Raw genomic sequence first — 20,168 nt, forward strand, 5'->3', positions numbered from 1 at the left:
ACCTTCAAATGACGATATTGCCGGAATGTCCGGTGCCCTGGGCCACGCCCTCTCCACTACGGTTGCCCCGACATCAGGGACATCCGGGAGGAACAGGGCATGGGTCAGGGGCATTTCTTGCGGCGCGCGGGCTTGGCGCTGCCCATCCTCTTGGCCCTGGGAACGGGGATGGCGCACGCCGCCGACAACCGCCTGGGATCCGCGCCCTATGTCGACCTCACCGATGATCCCGATCTCGCCGCATGGGCCCAGGCCACCGGCCAGAAGGCCCTGACCCTGGCCTTTTTCAACGCCCAGGGCGCCTGCCAGGGCGGCTGGCCCATTCCGGAGGCGCGGCTGCTGGACCGGGTGGCCGCCTTCCGCGCCGCTGGCGGTACCCTCATCCTGTCCAGCGGCGGCTGGAACGCCGATGACCTGGCGGAGCGTTGCCCCAGCGCCGACACCTTCGCCGACCAGTACGACGCGGCGCTGGCGCGCTTCGGCATCGATCATCTGGACATCGATGCCGAGGATGGGGACGTGCACGACAACCTGCGCCCGGCCATCGTGGCGGCGCGCACCCAGGGCTTGCGACGCCTGCAGGACCGTTGGGACGCTGCGGGCAAGATCCTGCACATCTCCTTCACCCTGGCGGTGCGCCCGGATCTGGGCATGCGGCCCATCGACCTGGCGGTGCTGCGGTCGGCGGTGGCCGCCGGCGTGCGCTTCGACGTCGTCAACCTCATGACCATGGACTACCGAGACGGCAAGTCCGCCGGCCGCATGGGGTCGCGTTCCCTGGAAGGCCTGGCCCATGTCCGCCGGCAACTGGAAACCCTGCTGCCCGGTCGCCCCGACGCCCGGTACTGGGCCATGATCGCCGCCACGCCCATGATCGGCCAGAACGACGCCGGCGACGAGGTTTTCACCCTGGCCGACGCCGCCCTGCTGCGTGCCTACGCCGACCAACATGGCCTGGGCGGCCTGTCCTTCTGGCAGATCGGCCGGGACAACGGCACATGCGCCGGCGACGGCAAGGCGCGCAACGACTGCAGCGGCCAGGCCCAGGCACTCCATGCCTACGCGCGGACGTTCGCGGGCTTCACCGGGAATCGTTAGGGCGTGATCCGATACGCGCAGCGCCGCGCGCCCTGGAGGATGTGTTCCGCCCGTTCCACCCGGCCACCCAGCAGGGCGTGGAAGGTTTCCAGTTCCGACCGGCAGAAGCCGGCGCAGGCGGTGGCGGCGGCGCAGATGGGGCAGTGGTTCTCCACCAGCAGCCAGCTGCCGTCATCCAGCATCCAGCTGTCGGCCATGTAGCCTTCCGCCGTGCGGATGGCGACCAGGCGGCGGACGCGGTCGGCCAAATCGGGCGCGTCCGCCAATTGGGCGCGATAGCGGGCCAAGGTCTCCGCCTCCCGCCCGGCGATGACGGCCTCCAGGGCGCCGGTGCCCAACTGCGCCACCAGCGTGGACAGGAGGGCGGTCGTCAGCGCGGCATGGCCGTCAGGGAACTGGGCATTGCCAGCCGCCGTCAGGTGCCACAGCTGGCGCGGGCGGCCCCGGCCGGCGGCCCCCTCGCTGACGCTCGTCACCAAGCCATCCTCCGCCATGCGCGACAGCTGCTGGCGCGCCGCCTCACCGGTGATGCCGAGCGCGGCGGCCAGCGCGGCGGTGGCCTGGGGGCCTTCCGTCTTGAGCAGCAGCAGGATGCGGTTCGTGGGCGATTGGCGCGTCATATTTCCAAGTTTGGCTTGCTTTAATCGAGGGCGAGCATATTTTCCAATTAATAACTTGGAAAAAATCATCCGGCAGGTCAAGGATAAGCCTTCGAGGAAAGCCACCCCATGTCCCTGAATCCCAAACCTGATCCCGCCGGGACGGTGAAGCCGCCGGCGGCGTCGGTGTTCCGGCTGTTTTCACCCGCCTTGTTGCCCGGCACCCTGATGCTGGGCGGCGGCGTCACCCTGTTCGCGGTGGAGACCTACGTCACCGCCACGGTGGCCCCTTCCATCGTCCGCGACATCGGTGGGTTGGAACTGTTCGCCTGGGTCACCACGCTCTATGTCGCGTCGGCCGTGCTGGGTTCCCAATTCGTGGCCTTGCGGCCCCGGGCGCTGGGGCTGCGCGGCGTCTATACCGTGGGCGCCCTGGTGTTCAGCGCCGGCAGCCTGGTCTGCGGGTTGGCGCCCGCGATGACGGTGGTGTTGCTGGGCCGCACGGTGCAGGGCCTGGGCGCCGGCATGCTGTCGGGCCTCGCCTACGCCTTCATCCGCCATGTGTATCCCGAGCCGTTGTGGCGCAAGGCCTCCACCCTCTACGCCGCCATCTGGGGTGTGGCCACCTTCTTGGGCCCCACGGCCGGCGGCCTGTTCGCCGATGGCTCCGACTGGCGTTACGGCTTCCACATCCTGCTGCCGCCGGCCTTGCTGATGGCGGCATTCGCCGGGCGCCTGCTGCCCCGCGTGGCGGACGAGCGCCAGGATGGGCGCACGCCGATGGCCCAGATCGGCTTGCTGCTGGGTGCCGTGCTGCTGGTCAGCACGGCGGGGACGGAAGGGCGGGGCGGCCTGAAGGCCATGCTGCTGGTCGCCTCCCTGGTGCTGTTCGCCGCCATGCTGGTGCTGGAACGCCGGGCCGCCACCCGCCTGCTGCCCCAGGGCGCCGTGCTGCTGAGCCAGCCCATCGCCCGGCTGTACCTCATCATGTTCGGCCTGATCGTCACCGTCTCCAGCGACGTCTACATCCCCTATTTCCTGCAGACCCTGCATGGGGTCGCGCCGCTGGCCTCAGGATACCTGGTGGCCCTCGTGGCGCTGGGCTGGACGTTGACCGCCTTCTTCACCGGCACGCTCAACGGCCGGCGGGCCGTGATGGCCATCAGCGTCGGCTGCGCGCTCGAGGCCGGCGCCACCCTGGCGTTGGCGCCCATCCTGGGTGGGGCCGATCCCTGGGAAGGGGCGTTGGACATGGCTCCCGCCATCCTGGCCATGCTGGCCATGGGGGGCGGCGTGGGCCTTTGCTGGGCCCACTTGGTGGCGGGAGTCCTGAAATGGGCGGGGGAGGCGGAGCAGGACAAGGCGTCGGCCGCCATCGCCACCATGCAATCCTTGGGCGGGGCCTTCGGCGCCGCCCTGTCCGGCGTCATCGCCAACAGCGCCGGCTTGGTCGATCCGGGCGGGATCGCCGGCAGCCAGGCGGCCGCCCACGGGCTGTTTCTGCTGATGGCGCTGCCGGGCGCCGTCGCCTGCCTGGTGTCGCTGGTGCCGAACCGGCGCTGAGCCCGGGAGCGTTATAAAAAGAACGGCGGCGGATCCCAACGATCCGCCGCCGTCTTCATTCAAGCGCCGCGTGTCCCGCCGGGATCAGTTGGCATCGTCCGGCAGATCCGGCGGGGGCGGCATGTCGCCGTCGTCATCGCCGTCCGGGTCGGGACGGCCGGGGCCGCCATGCATGCCCTGGTCACCGCCAAAGCCGGGACCGGGGCCACCGAACCGGCCGCCGCCAAAGCCGTGATGGCCGCCGAAGCCATGCGGGCCATGGTGCGGACCGATGGCGCGGGCCAACATGGTGTCGGCCTTTTCCTTCTGCTCCGGCGTGAAGCTGGCGTACAGCGGGGCCAGGACGGCCTTCATCTCGCCGATGTGCCTGGCGTGTTCGGCCGCCATCTTCTCGGCGCGGTCCAGGCGCTCGGTCAGCGAGAGCGGGGCGGGGCGCTCGACCGGCTGGCCGGCCTTCTTGGCGGCCTCGATCTTTTCCCAGCGCGCCTTATGCTCGGCCTCGAACTTCTCGGCTTTCTGTTTCATTTCCTCGGCGTCGGAACGGACCACGGCCTCGAACTTCTTCCACTGCCCTTCCTGGGCGGCAGTGATTTTCAGTTCGGCCTTCAAGAAGGCCAGCCGGCCATCCACATGTTCCCACGGGCCGCCGCGATGATGCTCATGCGCCATCGCCGGCGGTGCCGGATGGGACGTGTCCTGGGCGAAGGCGCCTGCCGCCACGCCGACGGCAAAGACACCGACCGCCAAGGTCGAAAGGAGTTGGGTACGGAAGCGGGACATGGATCTACAAGCCTCGTCAAATTCGTCTTCGCCGTTCTAGAACCGGCTAAGCGGATATACGCGCCAACTTGGAAAAGCTGTCGCCGATTGCTGATGAAACCTTAAGAGGAATGTCCCAATTGGGGTATCTGCGATAGTCTGACGCGATAAGCCGCGTCGTTATATAGGGGTGGCGGGCAGGGAAACAGCCGGCAGACAGGCGTGTTTTCCCAAGGAAGAGGGCTGATGCAGGATATGGACGAGGAGGCCATGTGGCGGGACGAGGATGACGGCGGGGCCAGCCCCCGGCGGATGGATGTCTTGCCACCCTGGAAGATCCTTGTCGTCGATGACGACGCCGAGGTCCACGCCCTGACCCGCATGGTCCTGAGCAGGCTGCGTTTCCGCGACCGGAAGGTGGAATTCCTGTCGGCCCATTCCGGGGTGGAGGGGTTCAGGATCCTGGCCCAGGTGCCGGACATCGCCGTCGTCCTGCTGGACGTGGTGATGGAAACCGACGATGCCGGCCTGGTCCTGGCCCGCCGTATCCGCCGCGAACTGGGCAATGAGGCGACACGCATCATCCTGCGCACGGGCCAGCCGGGCATGGCGCCGGAGGAACAGGTCATCGTCGACTACGATATCGACGACTACCGGCCCAAGGCGGACCTCAGCGCCGCGCGCCTCAACACCAGCATCATCACGGCCCTGCGGTCCTACGGCCACATCATCGCGCTGGAGGAGAACAAGCGCGGGCTGGAACGTATCATCGACAGCGCCGCGACCCTGTTCCAAATCCGCTCCATGCGCGACTTCGCCACCGGTGTCCTGACCCAGGTGGGCAGCTTCCTCAGCTGCGGGCCCCTGGGCGTGGTCTGCGTGCACGCGCTGGAGGGCCAGCCCCTGGGCGTGCTGGCGGCGAGCGGCGTCTACGCCCACCTCATGAACGGCCAGGCTAACGCGCCCATCCCCGGCGCCGACCTGATCGAGCGGGCGCTCAGCACCAAGCGATCCCTGTTCGTGGACGACCTCAGCGTGCTGCACATCTCCAGCCGCGAGGTGGGGCGCACGGTGGTCCTCATCAAGGCGCAGGACCCGCCGTCGGCCATGGACCAGCGGCTGCTGGAGCTGTTCGCCACCAAGATCCCCGCCGGCTTCGACAATGTCAGCTTGCTGGAGGGGCTGGAGGGTGACGTGGCCCGCCGCACGCGGGACCTGAAGGCCACCAACGCCATGCTGACAGAAAAGCAGGAACGGCTGGAACGCCAGGCCCATGACCTGGCGGTGCTGGCCCGCGACCTGGACCGCGCGCGCGTTCAAGCCCAGGCCGCCAGCCAGAGCAAGTCGGAATTCCTGGCCAATATGAGCCATGAGATCCGCACCCCCATGAACGGCGTCATGGGCATGGTGCAACTGCTGCTGGACACGCCGCTGAATGAGGAGCAGCGGGGCTTCACCCAGGCCATCCGCGAGAGCGCCGAGGCCCTGCTGGGCGTCATCGACGACATCCTGGACATCTCCAAGCTGGAGGCGGGCAAGGTCGACCTGGACATCGTCGACTTCTCCCTGGGCGGCCTGCTGGACGGCGTGGCGACCATCCTGGCGCCCCGGGCCCGGGAAAAAGGTTTGGCCTTCCGCACGGAACTGCTGGGCGGCGAGGACCAGGGGGACGTCAACCTGGGCGCCGGCGACCGGCTGGTGCTGGTGCGGGGCGACCCCACCCGCCTGCGCCAGGTGCTGGTCAACTTGGTGGGCAACGCCATCAAGTTCACGCTGCGGGGAGAGGTCAGCGTCAGCCTGGCGCTGACGCCCCAGGCCCGGGCCAACGGCCGCGCCGGCCTCAACCTGCGGGGAGAAGTGAGGGATACCGGCATTGGCGTCAATGCCGAGCAGGCGGCCCGCCTGTTCGAAAGCTTCAGCCAGGCCGACACCTCCATCACCCGGCGCTTCGGCGGCACCGGCCTGGGGCTGGCCATCTGCCGCCAGTTGGTGGAATTGATGGGCGGCACCATCGGCGTCTCCAGCGAGCCGGGGGCCGGCAGCACGTTCTGGTTCACCGTGCCGCTGGAACCGGCGGAACAGCCCTTCCAGGAAGGGTTCACGGCGCCGTTGCCCACCAGCCGGCCGTCACCGGCGGTCTGGGGCGGCAGCAGCGCGCCGCCCATGCCGTCGCAGGGCCGGGGGGTGGGGCGCTGCGTCCTGCTGGTGGAAGACAATCCCGTGAACCAGGAGGTGGCCAGCCTGATGCTGGCCAAGGAGGGGTTCGAGGCGGTGCTGGTGCAGGACGGCGTCGACGCGCTGGAGGCGGTGCGCTGCCGCCGCTTCGACCTGGTGCTGATGGATATCCAGATGCCGCGCATGGATGGCATCGAGGCCACACGGCGCATGCGCGCCATGGGCGCCCGCATGCCCATCATCGCCATCACCGCCAACGCCATGACCGGCATGCGCGAGGAATATCTGGCCGCCGGCATGGACGACTATGTCGCCAAGCCCTTCGACCGGGGCCACTTCATCGGCAAGGTGGTGCACTGGGCCTGCGGCCAGGCCGCGGAACCCGAGACTCCGCCGGAACCGGTAGCCAATGTGCCGCCCCTGTTCGGCATCCTGGCGGAGGACAGGCTGGGCGAGTTGGCCACCATGGCGGCGCGGCCGGACTTCATCCGCATCGTCACCGGCTTCCTCACCTTGGGCAAGCAGCGGGTGGAAACCCTGGCGGAGGCGGCGCGCAACCGCGACCTGAAGGCACTGCGCGCGGAGTCGCACGATCTTATGGCCACCGCCGGCACCTGCGGCCTGATCCGCCTGCAGGACCTGGCCATGGCCTTGCATGAAGCCTGCGTGGCGGCGGATCTGGACCGCGCCGTGGCCGTGGCCCAGTCGGCGGTGGAGTTCGGCCGCCAGGACTGGGAGCTTTTGCGCGAACGCTTCCTCTCCGATATCGGGGATCAGCCGCCGCCCACCTGAACGGGGGGTGGCGGCCGCGTAGACAGAAACGGCCTCCCCGGGGATCGGGGAGGCCGTTTTCATGAGGCCGGGATGCCTTGAGGGATGATGGCTTACTGGAACGTCGTGTCCAGGGCGCGCAGGGTCCACAGGGCCTGCTCACGCTCCTCGGGCTCGATGCGTTCCGCCCGGGCGCCGTCCAGGGTGACGCGGCGGGTGTTGCGCACCACGGCGGCCAGATAGGCCGGATGGGCGCGGTAGACGAACAGGAAGGACTCGGCGGTGGCGATCAGCTCGGCGTCGCCCAGGGCACGGGCCAGTTCCTTCTCCACCGTCAGGCTCAGCGGCACCGGATCCTCGGGGAAGGCCTCGGGGAAGCGGCGGCTAAGGTGCGTGTGCACGTTGGCCAGGTCTTCCGGCAGTTCCAGCGGCGTGCCGGCCACGCGCGGCAGGGAGATGGTGGCCCCGTCGAAATCGTTCACCACCACGCGCGGCGGCCACAGGACGTGCGGCCGGTCGCTGGCGTCATCCTCGCGGCCGCGGCCACCGCCATGGGCGGGGCGCCCACCGGGACGGCCGCGCTGCTCACCACCGTGGGGACGGCTGTCGCGGTTGTCCTGGTAGCGATTTTCCAGCGCTCGGTAGTTGGGACGGAAATCGCTGTCCGGACGCTCATAGTCATGGTGCGCCGGGCGATAGGGCGCGTCGCCGCGGGACTGGCGGCGCTCACCGAACTCCTGGTCCGGCTGGCGGTCGCCCCGGTCGAAACGACCGGTGTCGCGATCGGCGTGGCCGCCGCTGCGGCTGCGTACCGGCGTAGGGGCCCGTTCCAGGACGACGACGCGCTTTGTTGCGCCGCGGTCACCGACGGTACCGCGCTGCGCGGCATCGAGAGTCAGTTTAGTTTCAAAGCCCAGCGGCTTCTTGAGAGATAAGGTTGTCATGGCATCCATCCCGGCTCAAGGCAACGATACCAGCTTTTTGCTGCGGTGCCGCAACCAGAAAGTCAGTTCCAAGCCCTCGTTTGGTGCAGCCTTGATTTAACCAGCGTGCATGACCCGAGCCTTCGCGTGCCAAGGCCGTGCCAACCGGTCGAAGTCCGCCCCGCCGCGCGGGCGGTGGCGGACGGAAACGTTAATGAAACCGGAGGCGAAACGAGTAATGGCATGGAAGCGGCTGGTGGCGACCCCTGTTCGGTATCGTCGTGCCCCATGACCATCACTATCTGCCCCGCCGGTTAAGGAAAGTTTTACAAGGTTCACATGTAACGGCAAGGCCGCACAGTCTTTCTATTTTCTGCCTGCATGTCCGCTACGCACATGTTGCAGGGCAAACAATGAAGGCTGGCCTTGGCCAAACCCTTGCCCAGACCGGGTGAACACGGGGGTCGGGGGTGGCGATCCCAAACAAAAAGCCGGACGATGACGGCCCTGTCATCGTCCGGCTTTGTAAATCGATCCGCGCCGCGGATGGTTCCGGCCCATGCCGCAGCGCAAAACGGATAGGCTTAACGGCCTCCGAGGCCCGCCTTTGGCCTCAGCCGTTATGGTTGGCGAGAGACTTGGCCAAGGCCATGATGCTGTCGCGCACCGAGCTTTCGGTGATGCGGGAATAGGCCCGCACCAGTTCAAGCGTCTCGCGCCGCTCGCTGGGCGGGCGCCCGCCTTCCACCGCCGCCTCGATGGCCGGCGCCGGAATCTGGCCCTGCGGCCCCAGGCCGTCGAAGAAGAAGCTGATGGGAACGTCCAGGACCTGGGCGATCTTGTGCAGCATGGAAGCGGAAATGCGGTTGGCGCCGCGCTCGTACTTCTGCACCTGCTGGAAGGTCAGGCCGATGGCCTCGCCCAGCTTTTCCTGGCTCATCCCGATCAGGGTGCGGCGCAGGCGCACGCGCCCGCCGACATAACTGTCCACGCTGGTGCCGGTCTCTTCCTCGGCGGCCAGCATGGTGCGCTTGCGGGTCTTGCCCCGGCCGGTGTTCGGCTTGTCTGTCGTCATTTCCTAAATCCTATCGCTCGTGAGGGGGCGAGGCAGTCTCCCCAGGATCTCCACGGGAAATGTGGCTATCTTGGGACTTGGCCTCTCTGACCACCGCCATCAAGGGCCGACACTCGGCACCCCCAGCACGGGATCGTCGCCAATTCCGCCGCCCGGGCCGGCCGCCTGCCTTGGGAATCCGCGCTCAGCCGTCAGGGAAGGCGACGCCGCGAATAAAGGAAGGGCCCGAACCGGGTCAGTCCATAAGTGAGGACATCGTAAACAAGTTTACATACGGTAAATAAGGGAAATCCTTTATCCCTGGTAGACTACAAAGTAGGGGATAAGGGCGGGGCCGGCATCCCTGTCCTGCAGAGGTAGTTCTTTTCCGCGCCGCCTGCGGGTCCCGGGCTTCGGCCCCCGCCGAAAAGGTGCGGCGCGTCGCCACGCGTGCGCGGGCAAAGGGTATGGCCCCCCTGGAAGGGCCCAAACGACGATGGCGCGCGCCCATGGTCACGCCCCATCCCGACTCGCGGATGAAATGGGAACCGCCGACTGCGGCCCGGTCAGGCCGCGACGATGGCCGACAGGAAGTCCGACACGGCGCGCTGCAGCTCCTTGGCCTGCACCGACAGGTCGCTGCTGGCGGTGAACACCCGGTTGGTGGCCAGGCCCGTGTCGTTGGCGGCGCGGGCCACGGTGCCGATGTCGCCCCCCACGCGGGTGACGCCCTGCGCGGCGTCCGTCATGGTGACGGCGATGGCCTGGGTGGCGCGCGCCTGGTCGGTGATGGTGCGGGCGATGCCGTCATTCACCTGGTCGATGCGCTGGACCGCCGCCACGATGTCGCGGAAGGCCTGCACCGACTGGGCGATGGCGGCCTGCATGGCGGCGATTTCCTGCTGGATGTCCTGGGTGGCCTGGGCCGTCTGGCCGGCCAGGCCCTTGACCTCGCTGGCCACCACGGCGAAGCCGCGGCCGGCCTCGCCGGCGCGGGCCGCCTCGATGGTGGCGTTCAGGGCCAGCAGGTTGGTTTGCCCGGCGATGGTTTGGATCAGGGCCACGACGTCGGTGATGCGGCGCGACGCCACGGTCAGCCGCTCGATCAGCTCACCGGTGCCCTTGGTGCTGTCGGCGGTGGTGCGGGCCAGCTTGGCCGCCTCGGCCACGCTTTCCAGCACGTCGGCCGTCGTGGCGCGCAGCTGCTGGGCCGCGTCCACCGCCCCCTGAATGGTGCCGTTGGCGGACTGCGCGGCCGTCTCCGCGGCGCTGGCGGCGGTCGAGGCGCCGGCGGCGGTGCGCGACACGGCGCGCGCGGTCTCCACCAAGCCGTGGGCGGCCTCGGTGACCGAGCCCAAGATGCGACCGGCCTTGGTCTCGAAGGTGTGGGCGGTGTCCTCCAGGGCGCGGCGGCGCATTTCCTCGGCGCGCATGCGCTCCTGGTCGCGTTCCACGTTCAAGCGCTCAACGGCGCGGGCGTTGTCGCGGAAGACGGACAGGCTGTCCACCATCTCGCCGATCTCGTCCTTGCGGGCGGCGGGCAGGGCGACGTCCAGCCGCCCGTCGGCCAGGTCGCGGGTGGCGCCGGCCACGGCCAGCAGGGGCGAGAGCACGCCGCGCATCAGGAACAGCGCCGCCAGAGCGCACAGGACCAGCCCCAGCGCGGTACTGGCCTGGATACCATGGTTCAGGTCGTCGATGACGCCCAGGGCCGACTGGTTGCCAGCCCGCACCTGGGCCTGGTCGCCCTTGGCCACCAGCTTCATGGTCTCCGCCATGCGATCGAGATGGTCGTTCAGACCGTCGACCTGGGCCGAGAGTTTCAGCAATTGGTCCGCCGGGGCGGAGCTTTTGCCCGCCAACGGCTTCAGCGCCATGGCGGTTTCCTGCAGGGCGTCGAACTGGGTCTTGGCCATCTGCACCTTCGTGGCCACGTCACCCAGCGGGTTGTTCCCATTGCTGCCGCCCGCGCGCTCCCGCGCGGCGACGCGGCGCACCTCTTCCAGGCCGGCGGCGTAGGTGGTGGCGATGGCCCGCAGGGAATTGTTCAGCTCCGCCGGCTCCGCCACGGACAGGGTGCCCATCAGCGTCTGTGTCAGCAGGACCTGCACCTGCATGTTCTTCAGCGTGGCGGCCAGGCCCAGGTCGGCCATGGCGCCGTCGGTCTGGGCGGTGGTGCCCTCCAAGATGGCGCGGGACTGGCGCGCGATGCCGATGCCGATGGCGCTCTGCAGCAGGACCAGGAACAGCAGCGTGCCACCGACGGCCATGAATTTGGACCGCAGCCGCGTGGGACGCGGCACCAGACGGCCCAGCAGGCGCCCCAGACGCGCCAGGACGTGAGCCACGGCGCCACCGGCCCGGTTGTTCCGCAGGGACGCCAGGCGGATGGCGAGGGCGGTCTTGAGGGCGGTGAGACGAGCGGCGGCGGCGAGGCGGGCGGGAGACGTCTGGCGCATGGGAGGCGGCCATCCTGGCAGGGACGAGGGTGCCCAAGGGCCGGGGAAGGCCGGGGGCTCACCCACCTTACAAACCGCCCCGGCCACCGAATAATCACAGCTCTGTTAAATTTGGGTTTAAACTTTGCGACAAACCATCAAGGTTTTCAGAAAAGGCAATCCCATCTTCAGGATAGGTTATCCAATGATCATGCCTGGACCGGTTGTGTCTGGCTTTGCGCCTGCGCGTCACCCGTCTCAAGGGCGGTCGTGGACGGCGGCGCCAGGCGTTTGAGACCAAACCATGGCCGCAGGAAATTGGCGCGGCGGACAATCTCATAAGTCGCGAAGCAACCGGCGAAGGTGATGACCACCAGTATGGCCGCCTCCACACCTTGCGGCAGACCCAGCGGCGCCAAGTTGTGCCCCGCCACCACAATGATGGTCTGGTGGACGAGATAGAAGGGGAAGACCGCCTGCACCAGGTACCGCAGCACGGGACCGTCCCGGTTCAGATGGCGGGCGCCAAAGCCCAGCGCGGCGACGATGGCGCCCCACTGCTGGGCGGCATAGACGAGGCGCATGAGGGCGCGGACACCCAGCGGGGCCGGCGGGGCGCCGAAGGGGTAGGCCCAGGTGTAACAGGCCACCACGGCATAGGCGGGAACGGCCAAGGCCAGTCCCCACCAGCGCCAACGCACGAACCCGTCCCGCAAGGGGAGGGACTTGGCGATCAGGAATCCGAAGAGGAAGGCGGTGAAGGACAGGAAGTGGTTGTACCAGTCGTGCAACATCCAGTGGGTGATAGGGAAGCGCAACTGCAGCATGTCCAGCGCGCACAGCGCCATGAAGGGCAGGGCCAGCAGCCGCCAGCCGGTCAGCCACGCCTCCAGCCGGGGCCCCACCGCCCGCAGGCGGTCCCCCGCCACGCCCAGCAGGACGGACAGCCCCAGGCTATAAGCCAGCAGGTAGGACACGAACCACATATGGTTATAAGTGGGGGTGGTCAGGCAGTCGTTGATCCGGCACCAGTGGCCCGTGCCCGTGAGGTACTTCAAGTAAAACGCGGGGTAATAGGTCTCCACCGGCGTCACCGCCTGCTCGATCACCTGGTAATAGGTCTGCGGCGGCACGATGACCAGCACGGCGAACACCAGAGGTGGCACCAGGCGGGCCAGGCGCGCCTTGGTCAGGGCCGCCACCGTCATCTTGTCGGCCATGAAACGGGTGGCCGCACCCGACACCAGGAACAGCAGGCTGAGACGCCAGGGACTGGTCGCCATCAGCACCGGGGCCATGGCCGCAACCTCATGCGGGCTTTTCACATGCCATTCCCAGGGCCCGTAGAACATGCCCACGTGGAACACGATCAAGGTGAAGAACGCCAGAACCCGGATCCAGTCCAGGTCGGGACGGCGGGTGACGGCTGGCGCAGGACGGGAAGGCATCATGTTCTTTCGGCCCCTGGTCGTAAGACGTGTGGCGGCTGCCTGCGCCGCTGCCCTAGGCTGACCTTAAGGATGAGAGCCGGCCATTTCCCTGACGCAAGCGGCGGGTTTTCCGGGGTCGATGGGGACGAATGGTTGGGTTGTTGGGTCAAGCGGATGAAAAAATGGGACGGGCGGTGGATCGTTTCTCAGCCTTCTGGAATACGCCGAACCTGAAGGCCTGGGCCCTGGTGTGGCTGGGGTTCGCCTTCCTGCCCACCACCATCAACGCCTTCGCGCTGCTGACGGAATATGAGCGGACCAACCGGGACATCCCCGCATGGGAGCCCTTCCTGCGGGAGTATTCAAGCGGCGTCGCCCTGCTGCTGGTGCTGCCCCTGGTGCGCTGGTCCATCAACCACATGCCAGGTTGGGCCGAAGCGCCGCTGCGTTGCGTCGCCCAGTTCCTTGGCACGGCCCTGGCCTTCAGCATCCTGCACCTGGTGGCCATGACGCTGCTGCGCATGGCCGCCTACGGCGCGCTGGGGCAGAGCTATGCTTTCGACGATCTGCGGGATGATCTGCCTTACGAGTTCCGCAAGGACCTGCTGACCTATCTGCTGATCGTGCTGGTGGTGGTGGGCGTACGCCACCTGATCCGCCTGTCGCGATCGCTGGCCCTGGTGGAGGCGGCGGCGAACGCCACCGTTGACCAGGCCCAACCGGTGGCGCCGACACCGGAACCGGCGCGCGTGGAGCTGAAGGTGGGGTCGCGGCGGGTCTACCTGGCGCCGGCGGACATCCTGCTGGTGCGCTCCGCCGGCAATTACATCGAGGTCGTGACCGCCGGAGCCGTCCACCTGGTGCGGCGCACGCTGGCGGATTTCCAGGCGGAATTGCCCGCGCCGGACTTCGCGCGGGTCCACCGCTCCCACCTGGTGAACCGGGGCGCCATCGTCCGTATCGATAACCGGCCCTCCGGCGACATGGACCTGACGTTGAGCAACGGCGCCACGGTTCCAGCCAGCCGCCGCTATAAATCAGAGTTATTCTAGAATAGATGTATGCCCAAGCGATTATCTGCGGCGGCGCGGCGACCGCCGGAGGTATAGGTCTAAGGTCCGTTTGAAGTGCGACCGTGCATTGGGCCAGACTGGCATTGTCGACGGGGCCCCCACTTTTCTAGCGGGTTTCACACCTTCCTCTAAAGTGTCCACGGCGACGGGCGCCCGAAATCCGGCACAGCCAGTGTTGGTCGGCGTTAACCTTGTTTTTGGGTTGGTTGGAGGCACTACCGACCGATGGAAGCCTTGTCCCCGCACGCCATTCTGGCCGCGATCGTCAACTCGTCGGACGACGCCATCATCAGCAAGACGCTGGATGGCACCGTCACCAGCTGGAACGCGGCGGCGGAGCGTCTGTTCGGTTACACCGCCGATGAAATGATCGGCCGCAACATCACGGTGCTGGCCCCCCCTGGGCGCGAGGCGGAGATGCCCAGCATCCTCGCCCGCCTGAAGCAGGGGGAACGCATCAGTCATTTCGAGACCCTGCGCCGCCACAAGGACGGCCACACTGTGGAAATCTCGCTGACCGTCTCGCCCCTGCGCGACAATGAGGGCAACCTGATCGGCGCGTCCAAGATCGCCCGAGACATCTCGCTGCATCGCCGGTTCCGAACGCCAGATCTCCTTCTTGATGCAAGAGGTCGACCATCGCGCCAAGAACGCGCTGGCGGTGGTGCAATCCATCCTGCGCCTCACGCGGGCGGAGACGGTGGAGGATTTCGTCGCCCTGGTGGAGGGCCGCGTCTCCGCGCTGGCCGCCATCCACAGCCAAGTGGCCAGCCGCCAATGGGTGGGTACCGACATGGACAGCCTGGCCCACATCTCCTTCGATCCCTTCGACCCGGAGGGCGCACGCGTCACCCGCAGCGGGCCGCAGACGGTGCTGGGGCCCCAGGCCTCGCAGGCGCTGGGCCTGGCGCTGTACGAGCTGGCGGGCAACGCCGCCCGCTACGGCGCCCTCAACCACCCGGACGGCCATGTCGACCTGTCGTGGCAGAGCGACGACAGCGCCCTGTCGCTCAACTGGCGCGAATGGGGCCTGCATGACATCCGGCCGCCGATACGCAAGGGCTTCGGCCTGACCGTCTGCCAACTGTTGCTGGCGGGACAACTGGGCGGGCGCGTGGACTTCGACTGGCAGGAGGGCGGCTTGGCCCTCGGCATCACCCTGCCGCGCGCCAACCTGATGAATTGATCCCCAACGGCATGAGCTTCCGCGTAACGACGCGGACTGGAAAGCGAGGAAGCGCAAGCGACCGGATGGCCGCGCCCGGCCCATGAGTGGCATTTGAGCGGTTACGATCAAATGCCGCGCGTATAAGTTGATCAATTTAAGCTGGCTGCGCCTGCGGCTCCAGACGTGCCGCCGGACGGGGCTTCAGGCCGAACCAGGGCCGCAGCAGGTTGACCCGCCGCACCCCTTCATAGACCGCGAGGCAGGTGGCGAAGGTGCCCAGGATCAGCAGCGGCGCCTCCACCCCCTGAGGCAGGCCCGCCTTGGCCAAGTAGTGCCCCAGGACCACCGTCGCCGTCTGGTGCACCAGGTAGAAGGGGAAAACGGCCGGCACCAGATAGCGCAGGGCGGCGCTGTCATGGTTGAGGTAACGGGCGCCGAAGCCCAGCACGGCGGCGATGGCGGCCCATTGGTCGGCGGCATAGACGAAGCGCATGACGGCGCGCAGCGTCTCGGGCGGCACGGCGTCGTCGGCGCGATAGGCCCAGGCATAGCCGGCGAAGGCGGCATAGGCGGGCAGGGCGACCAGGAGGGCCGGCCAGCGCAGGCGGATGAGGCCCTGGCGCAGGGTTTCCGACTTCGCCGCCGCGAAGCCGAACAGGAAGGCGCTGAACGACAGCAGGTGGTTGTACCAGTCGTTGACGATCCAGTGCGTGACGGGGAAGCGGTTCACCAGGGCGAAGCGGATCACGCCCAGGAACAGGATGGGCAGCACCATCAGGCGCCAGCCGCCGAAGACCCGCTCCGCCCCCCGCTGCAGCCGCTGCGCCGCCCCTGCCGACACGGCCAGCAGGGCGCACAGCACCAGGGTGTAGGCCAGCAGATAGGCCACGAACCACATGTGATTGTAGGTGGGCGTCGCCAGACAGTCCGTGCCCCGGCACCAATGGCCGCTGCCGGTGACGTACTTCAGGTAAAAGGCGGCATAGGGCAGGGCCTGCTCCGGCGCCTTTTCCACGATCTCGAAAAAGCTCTGCGGCGGCACGATGACCAGAATGGCCAGCACCAGGGGCGGCAGCAGCCGGGCCATCCGGGCGCGGGTCAACGCCCCCACCGCCATCTTGTCGGCCATGAAACGGGTCGCCGCCCCCGAGACCAGGAACAGCAGGGTCAGCCGCCACGGGCTGGTCAGCATCATGATGGGTTCCAGCGCCGGCACCGTATGCGGGCTTTTCACGTGCCAGTCCCAAGGCACGTAAAACATGCCCACGTGGTACAGGATCAGCAGGACGAAGGCGATGACGCGGATCCAGTCCAGGTCATGGCGGCGTGTCGGGGCGGGAACGGAAACGGACATCGGCGTCGCATCCTCATGATGGGTCTGGCCCGGTGGCCAGCGATGGCGCTACGCTGGCATCCGGCCGCCGGCGCCCCCAAGCGGCGTGGGCGCGGGCGGCGGGATAAAGGGCGCGGATGGGGATTGAACGGCGATGTCCACGGCACCAACGGTGGAGACAACGGCGCAGGCGGTGATGCTGCCGGGATGGCGGCTGTCGGCGCGGGCCACCTGGACCCTGGTGTGGCTGGTCTTCTATTTCCTGCCCACCACCATCAATGTCCTGTCCGTCCTGTCGGAGCATGAGCGCGACGGCCGGCCCATCGCCGCGTGGAAGCCGATGTGCTGGGAATACTCCAGCGCCATCGGCGGGTTGGCGGCGCTGCCGCTGGTCTATCTGGGGATCAGGCGGGCGCCGGGCTGGGCCCGGGCGCCGCTGCGCACCCTGGGCCTGCACCTGCTGTTGATGGTCGCCTACGGCGTGGTGCACATCGGCCTGATGATGGGGCTCCGTGTCATCGTGTACGCCCTGGTGGGCGGCCACTACCATAGCGCCGGCAGTTGGGCCGACATCTTCCTCTATGAAGTCCGCAAGGACGCGCTGACTTATCTGATTGCCGCCGCCATCCTGACCATGGGCCGGCAACTGGTGCGCCTGTCGCGCGTGGTGGCGCTGGTGGAGGCGCAGCAGGCCGCAGCGGTTTCAGCGTCGGTCGCATCCCCGCCCCCCGAACCGCCGGCCCGCCTGGAACTGAAGGTCGGCACCCGCCGGGTGTTCGTGGCGCCGGAGGAGATCATCCAGGTCAGCGCCGCCGGCAAGTATGTGGAGGTCATGACGGCGGAACGGGTGCACCTGGTGCGCCGGTCCCTGGCCGACCTCCAGGCCGAATTGCCGCCCCGGCTGTTCGTGCGGGTCCACCGCTCCCGCCTGCTGAACCGTGCCACCATCCAGCGCGTGGACAGCCGCCCCTCCGGCGACCTGGACATCACCCTGACCACCGGCCTGACAGTGACCGCCAGCCGGCGCTACAAGGCGGAGCTGCTGGAGGTTTGATGGCCGGGGTCCTCAGCTGTCAGATGCGGTTTTCTTCCTCGGCAAAGGGCAATGGTCCAACGTATCGCGTGTCCAGCGCAGATACGCTGGACGCTCACCAGGTAGGGCCGGGCAGGCGATATAGCCGTGGCTCGCCGCCACCTTCTCCACGATGACGGTGGTGATGGGGGACGCCAGGAATGCCAACACGATCCCCAAAAACGCCACCCCCAGGCAAATCACCGGACCATTAATGTGGCTGGCTGGTTGCTTGGTTCGGCTCCGGTCGTGTCTGGCAGGACCAATCTCAGGGGCTCGGAACAGCGTCATCGCCGCGAAGGCGAAAAGCGTGACAGCCAATGGCAGACCAGTGGCATCTCGGGGCGCCAGGGTGATCAGAGGGGCGCCCGCACCAAGGTCGTGAGCGATGGGAAGCAGGCTGAATAATGCCAGACACAATAACCCGCCACCCACCGCGGCGAATCCCAGGAACACCGGAGCGGCCCTCAGCCGTTCGCGCAAAGCGGACATTTCCATCACCAATGCGCCAACTCCCACCGTACCCAGTCCGCTTGCCGCGCCAGCTTAGCGGCGATGTCGTGCGCGTCCTGGGATAGATCGTGGACCATTTTGCTGTTGGCCAGCTGATGGAAGCGCTGCTCCGCCTCCTGGCCCAGTTGCTGGAAAGTTTGGCTCAACTTTGCCAAGCCCCGGTCATAGGCTTCGCTCAGCCTGTCGGTCAGATGAAAATATTCATCCAGCCTGTAGAGGCCGTAACCGACTGCCACGCCAACCGCAAGCGCCACCAAGAATGGGCCGCAGGCGAAGCTGCCAATAACCGCCAAGCCCGCCACGGCGCTGCCGGCAACGTAGGTGCCCGCAGCAGCCCCGGCGATCGAAGCAATTACGACGGATGGAATATCGACGGTAAGGCTGCCCAACAACTGTCCTAGCGTCGCGTTGTCCCGGAGGATGTAGTCCGCCACGTCCACGGCGACGACCAGATAAACACCGAAGCGCGCAGATTCTTTGGCCGCCGCGCGGATACCGGGCTTGCCGATTTGAAGTTCGACAATCTTAGGATTATCAAGCCGGTAGCGGGTCCCGGTCAGAATGTTCCGTCCTGCCGGCCATCCTCTGATGGTCACGAGATCGCCTGTTTTTCCCTGTGTGAAATAAACTCGCCCCTCTCCAGGACTTCATATCCTTAGCCAACTTGTAAATCAGCTTGGCGCTGCCGAAGGTATCCTTGAAGAGCCCGGTCCACAATTTCCCTTGGGTCTCATACTCCCTCAGCATCTGATCGGCTTCCATCGAGGTCAGCTCATGGTTGGCGACCTTCTCTTCAAGCCAAAGACGCAACGTGTTCTTCTCGTCAAAGACGAAAAGGCGTTCGGATGAAACGACGGCTGTGGACATCCTCACCCTCCCTTTGAGCGTCGTGCCCGGAACAACAGTCTAAACACAGGGCAGGGATTACCGAGGGCCTGACTGCGTGAACGAGTTGGCGCCGCCGCAAGGACCGTCAAGGTCCGTAGCCTTCCTCCTGTCCTTCGGTAAATACGATCCACCCCTTTGGCTTAAATCACTGGCCGCCACCCGCTCCATTCCCCCGCACGAAGCGGACGATGGCGCTGGTGATTCCCGGGTTGATGGCCAGACCAGGGTCGGTGTAGGTGGCCAGGTTGCCGGCGCGGTCGTTCAGGGGGGCGTTCTTCATCATGTGGTTCACGCCGTCCAGCCGCTCCAGCCGCACACCCTGGCGGGCCTGGGACAGGCGGATGGCGTCCGACATGTCGATCTGGATGTCGTTGGTTCCCTGCAGCACCAGCACCGGCGGGGTGGTGCGGGCCAATTCCGCCGCCGGGTCCACGGTAAGTTCCGAGATCAGGTAGGGCTGTATGCTGGGGCGGAACAGGCTCATCAGCGGCGGTGGCACCTTGGTCACCGGCCGGCCCTGTTCCAGTTGCGTGATGGCCTCCAGCGCCGCCCGCTGCACGTCCAGGGCCAAGTCCGTACGCGGCAGTTGCTGGCGCATCATGTCGCCGTACGTACGGCCGGGCGTGGCCACCAGGATCAGGCCGGCCATGGGCGCCTGTTCCGCCAGCAGGATGGCGGTCAGGCCGCCCTCGCTGTGGCCCAGCAGGAAGACGGGACCGATGCCCGGCTGGGCGCGCAGGAAGGCCAGCCACTGGCCGGTGTCCTGCACATAGGTGTCGAGCCGCAGATCCTCCTCCCGCGTCAGGGCGGCCTTGCTGGCGCCCACGCCGCGCTTGTCGATGCGCAGGCTGGCAACGCCCTTCAGGGCCAGCGACTGCGCCAACTGGCGCAGGGCGTCGGTGCGCAGCGACGGGCCGTTGCCGTTGCGGTCCACCGGGCCGGACGCCGGCACCATCAGCACGGCCGGGATGGGACCAGGGGGCGCCGTGTCCGGTATCTGCAGCGTGCCGGCCAGCGGCTCGGGCCCGCCGTTGATGGTGACCTCCTGCTCAACCGCCCCGGCTCGGCCCGTGCCCAGCAAAGCGATCAACAGCAGAGCCTGTCCCCAACGCCGTGCGCCCATCACCCGCCCTCCGCCGCTCACAATCCGGCAGTCCGGCGCGGGACCGGCGCCGGCGCCACCAGGCCCAGATAGAGGTCGCGCATGCGCCGCCCCACCTCGGCCTCGCCGAACTCCGGATCCACCACGGCGCGGCTGGCCAGGCTTAAACGGCGGCGCAGGACGGCGTCCTGCGCCAGGCGGGCCAGCAT

18 protein-coding genes and 1 pseudogene are annotated in these 20,168 nt (G+C 67.5%); 7 read left to right on the forward strand and 12 right to left on the reverse strand.

Annotation, left to right across the window (positions count from 1 at the left end; genetic code table 11):
• Nucleotides 1-99 precede the first annotated feature (99 nt).
• On the forward strand, nucleotides 100-1,098 hold the full coding sequence (locus UAA55_RS23595; protein WP_322955834.1) for a glycoside hydrolase family 18 protein: 999 nt from the start codon (nucleotides 100-102) through the stop codon (nucleotides 1,096-1,098).
• Here UAA55_RS23595 and UAA55_RS23600 read toward each other — a convergent pair.
• Nucleotides 1,095-1,718 carry a helix-turn-helix transcriptional regulator gene (locus UAA55_RS23600; RefSeq protein ID WP_322955835.1) on the reverse strand — a complete coding sequence of 208 codons (624 nt, stop codon included), beginning with the start codon at nucleotides 1,716-1,718 and terminating at the stop codon, nucleotides 1,095-1,097. The two genes, UAA55_RS23595 and UAA55_RS23600, sit on opposite strands and share 4 nt — an antisense overlap.
• 108 nt (nucleotides 1,719-1,826) lie before the next feature.
• On the opposite strand from UAA55_RS23600, the gene UAA55_RS23605 reads away from it, so the two are divergent.
• Nucleotides 1,827-3,260 (forward strand): MFS transporter, encoded by a 1,434-nt coding sequence (locus UAA55_RS23605; protein WP_322955836.1) that lies wholly within the window; start codon nucleotides 1,827-1,829, stop codon nucleotides 3,258-3,260.
• 84 nt (nucleotides 3,261-3,344) lie between these two features.
• On the opposite strand, the gene UAA55_RS23610 is transcribed toward UAA55_RS23605, so the two are convergent.
• The gene (locus UAA55_RS23610; RefSeq protein WP_322955837.1) at nucleotides 3,345-4,040 is read right to left on the reverse strand and encodes a Spy/CpxP family protein refolding chaperone; all 696 of its coding nucleotides are present in this window, start codon (nucleotides 4,038-4,040) and stop codon (nucleotides 3,345-3,347) included.
• Nucleotides 4,041-4,265: 225 nt separating this feature from the next.
• Between UAA55_RS23610 and UAA55_RS23615 the strand changes: the two genes are divergently transcribed.
• Nucleotides 4,266-6,986: a DUF3369 domain-containing protein gene (locus tag UAA55_RS23615; RefSeq protein ID WP_322955838.1), complete on the forward strand. Its 2,721-nt coding sequence runs from the start codon at nucleotides 4,266-4,268 to the stop codon at nucleotides 6,984-6,986.
• Between the two features lie 92 nt (nucleotides 6,987-7,078).
• On the opposite strand, the gene UAA55_RS23620 is transcribed toward UAA55_RS23615, so the two are convergent.
• From UAA55_RS23620 to UAA55_RS23635, 4 genes are all read right to left on the reverse strand, one after another.
• Nucleotides 7,079-7,909 carry a ProQ/FINO family protein gene (locus UAA55_RS23620; protein ID WP_322955839.1) on the reverse strand — a complete coding sequence of 277 codons (831 nt, stop codon included), beginning with the start codon at nucleotides 7,907-7,909 and terminating at the stop codon, nucleotides 7,079-7,081.
• A 592-nt stretch (nucleotides 7,910-8,501) separates the two neighbouring features.
• Nucleotides 8,502-8,912, reverse strand: a complete 411-nt coding sequence (locus UAA55_RS23625) for a helix-turn-helix domain-containing protein (RefSeq protein WP_044560789.1) — start codon at nucleotides 8,910-8,912, stop codon at nucleotides 8,502-8,504.
• 596 nt (nucleotides 8,913-9,508) lie between these two features.
• Nucleotides 9,509-11,401, reverse strand: coding sequence for a methyl-accepting chemotaxis protein (locus UAA55_RS23630; RefSeq protein ID WP_322955840.1), 1,893 nt, complete (start codon nucleotides 11,399-11,401; stop codon nucleotides 9,509-9,511).
• Nucleotides 11,402-11,589: 188 nt separating this feature from the next.
• Nucleotides 11,590-12,831: an acyltransferase family protein gene (locus tag UAA55_RS23635; RefSeq protein WP_322955841.1), complete on the reverse strand. Its 1,242-nt coding sequence runs from the start codon at nucleotides 12,829-12,831 to the stop codon at nucleotides 11,590-11,592.
• 173 nt (nucleotides 12,832-13,004) lie between these two features.
• Between UAA55_RS23635 and UAA55_RS23640 the strand changes: the two genes are divergently transcribed.
• The 3 genes and pseudogenes from UAA55_RS23640 to UAA55_RS23645 all read left to right on the forward strand — a co-directional run bounded on the left by UAA55_RS23640 (nucleotide 13,005) and on the right by UAA55_RS23645 (nucleotide 15,069).
• Nucleotides 13,005-13,862 (forward strand): LytR/AlgR family response regulator transcription factor, encoded by an 858-nt coding sequence (locus tag UAA55_RS23640; RefSeq protein WP_322955842.1) that lies wholly within the window; start codon nucleotides 13,005-13,007, stop codon nucleotides 13,860-13,862.
• A 246-nt stretch (nucleotides 13,863-14,108) separates the two neighbouring features.
• Nucleotides 14,109-14,465: pseudogene (locus UAA55_RS31390) on the forward strand (PAS domain-containing protein); the annotation flags it as partial.
• 40 nt (nucleotides 14,466-14,505) lie between these two features.
• Nucleotides 14,506-15,069 (forward strand): HWE histidine kinase domain-containing protein, encoded by a 564-nt coding sequence (locus UAA55_RS23645; protein ID WP_322955843.1) that lies wholly within the window; start codon nucleotides 14,506-14,508, stop codon nucleotides 15,067-15,069.
• Nucleotides 15,070-15,205: 136 nt separating this feature from the next.
• Here the strand turns inward: UAA55_RS23645 and UAA55_RS23650 are convergent, their stop codons facing one another.
• Nucleotides 15,206-16,405, reverse strand: coding sequence for an acyltransferase family protein (locus UAA55_RS23650; protein ID WP_322955844.1), 1,200 nt, complete (start codon nucleotides 16,403-16,405; stop codon nucleotides 15,206-15,208).
• A gap of 133 nt (nucleotides 16,406-16,538) precedes the next feature.
• Between UAA55_RS23650 and UAA55_RS23655 the strand changes: the two genes are divergently transcribed.
• A complete protein-coding gene (locus UAA55_RS23655; RefSeq protein ID WP_322955845.1) occupies nucleotides 16,539-17,438 on the forward strand; it encodes a LytTR family DNA-binding domain-containing protein in 900 nt (299 codons plus the stop codon).
• A gap of 12 nt (nucleotides 17,439-17,450) precedes the next feature.
• Here the strand turns inward: UAA55_RS23655 and UAA55_RS23660 are convergent, their stop codons facing one another.
• The 5 genes from UAA55_RS23660 to UAA55_RS31480 form a co-directional block, all read right to left on the reverse strand.
• Nucleotides 17,451-17,948 (reverse strand): hypothetical protein, encoded by a 498-nt coding sequence (locus UAA55_RS23660; protein WP_322955846.1) that lies wholly within the window; start codon nucleotides 17,946-17,948, stop codon nucleotides 17,451-17,453.
• A gap of 5 nt (nucleotides 17,949-17,953) precedes the next feature.
• The gene (locus UAA55_RS23665) at nucleotides 17,954-18,565 is read right to left on the reverse strand and encodes a hypothetical protein (protein WP_322955847.1); all 612 of its coding nucleotides are present in this window, start codon (nucleotides 18,563-18,565) and stop codon (nucleotides 17,954-17,956) included.
• Nucleotides 18,504-18,836, reverse strand: a complete 333-nt coding sequence (locus UAA55_RS23670; RefSeq protein WP_322955849.1) for a hypothetical protein — start codon at nucleotides 18,834-18,836, stop codon at nucleotides 18,504-18,506. The genes UAA55_RS23665 and UAA55_RS23670 overlap by 62 nt, the downstream gene beginning before the upstream one ends.
• A 166-nt stretch (nucleotides 18,837-19,002) precedes the next feature.
• Nucleotides 19,003-19,980, reverse strand: a complete 978-nt coding sequence (locus UAA55_RS23675) for an alpha/beta hydrolase (protein ID WP_322955851.1) — start codon at nucleotides 19,978-19,980, stop codon at nucleotides 19,003-19,005.
• Between the two features lie 17 nt (nucleotides 19,981-19,997).
• Complete coding sequence (locus UAA55_RS31480) at nucleotides 19,998-20,168, reverse strand: hypothetical protein (protein WP_463667855.1); 171 nt, start codon at nucleotides 20,166-20,168, stop codon at nucleotides 19,998-20,000.

This window comes from Nitrospirillum guanabarense (assembly GCF_034653355.1).
Classification (GTDB): domain Bacteria; phylum Pseudomonadota; class Alphaproteobacteria; order Azospirillales; family Azospirillaceae; genus Nitrospirillum.

Coding starts and splice junctions, on each gene's coding strand:
- UAA55_RS23600 (WP_322955835.1), bottom strand. CDS start 1,718: ATGACGCGCCAATCGCCCACGAACCGCATCCTGCTGCTGCTCAAGACG.
- UAA55_RS23595 (WP_322955834.1), top strand. CDS start 100: ATGGGTCAGGGGCATTTCTTGCGGCGCGCGGGCTTGGCGCTGCCCATC.
- UAA55_RS31480 (WP_463667855.1), bottom strand. CDS start 20,168: ATGCTGGCCCGCCTGGCGCAGGACGCCGTCCTGCGCCGCCGTTTAAGC.
- UAA55_RS23615 (WP_322955838.1), top strand. CDS start 4,266: ATGCAGGATATGGACGAGGAGGCCATGTGGCGGGACGAGGATGACGGC.
- UAA55_RS23660 (WP_322955846.1), bottom strand. CDS start 17,948: ATGTCCGCTTTGCGCGAACGGCTGAGGGCCGCTCCGGTGTTCCTGGGA.
- UAA55_RS23625 (WP_044560789.1), bottom strand. CDS start 8,912: ATGCTGGCCGCCGAGGAAGAGACCGGCACCAGCGTGGACAGTTATGTC.
- UAA55_RS23670 (WP_322955849.1), bottom strand. CDS start 18,836: ATGTCCACAGCCGTCGTTTCATCCGAACGCCTTTTCGTCTTTGACGAG.
- UAA55_RS23630 (WP_322955840.1), bottom strand. CDS start 11,401: ATGCGCCAGACGTCTCCCGCCCGCCTCGCCGCCGCCGCTCGTCTCACC.
- UAA55_RS23650 (WP_322955844.1), bottom strand. CDS start 16,405: ATGTCCGTTTCCGTTCCCGCCCCGACACGCCGCCATGACCTGGACTGG.
- UAA55_RS23620 (WP_322955839.1), bottom strand. CDS start 7,909: ATGACAACCTTATCTCTCAAGAAGCCGCTGGGCTTTGAAACTAAACTG.
- UAA55_RS23635 (WP_322955841.1), bottom strand. CDS start 12,831: ATGATGCCTTCCCGTCCTGCGCCAGCCGTCACCCGCCGTCCCGACCTG.
- UAA55_RS23655 (WP_322955845.1), top strand. CDS start 16,539: ATGTCCACGGCACCAACGGTGGAGACAACGGCGCAGGCGGTGATGCTG.
- UAA55_RS23605 (WP_322955836.1), top strand. CDS start 1,827: ATGTCCCTGAATCCCAAACCTGATCCCGCCGGGACGGTGAAGCCGCCG.
- UAA55_RS23675 (WP_322955851.1), bottom strand. CDS start 19,980: ATGGGCGCACGGCGTTGGGGACAGGCTCTGCTGTTGATCGCTTTGCTG.
- UAA55_RS23645 (WP_322955843.1), top strand. CDS start 14,506: ATGCAAGAGGTCGACCATCGCGCCAAGAACGCGCTGGCGGTGGTGCAA.
- UAA55_RS23610 (WP_322955837.1), bottom strand. CDS start 4,040: ATGTCCCGCTTCCGTACCCAACTCCTTTCGACCTTGGCGGTCGGTGTC.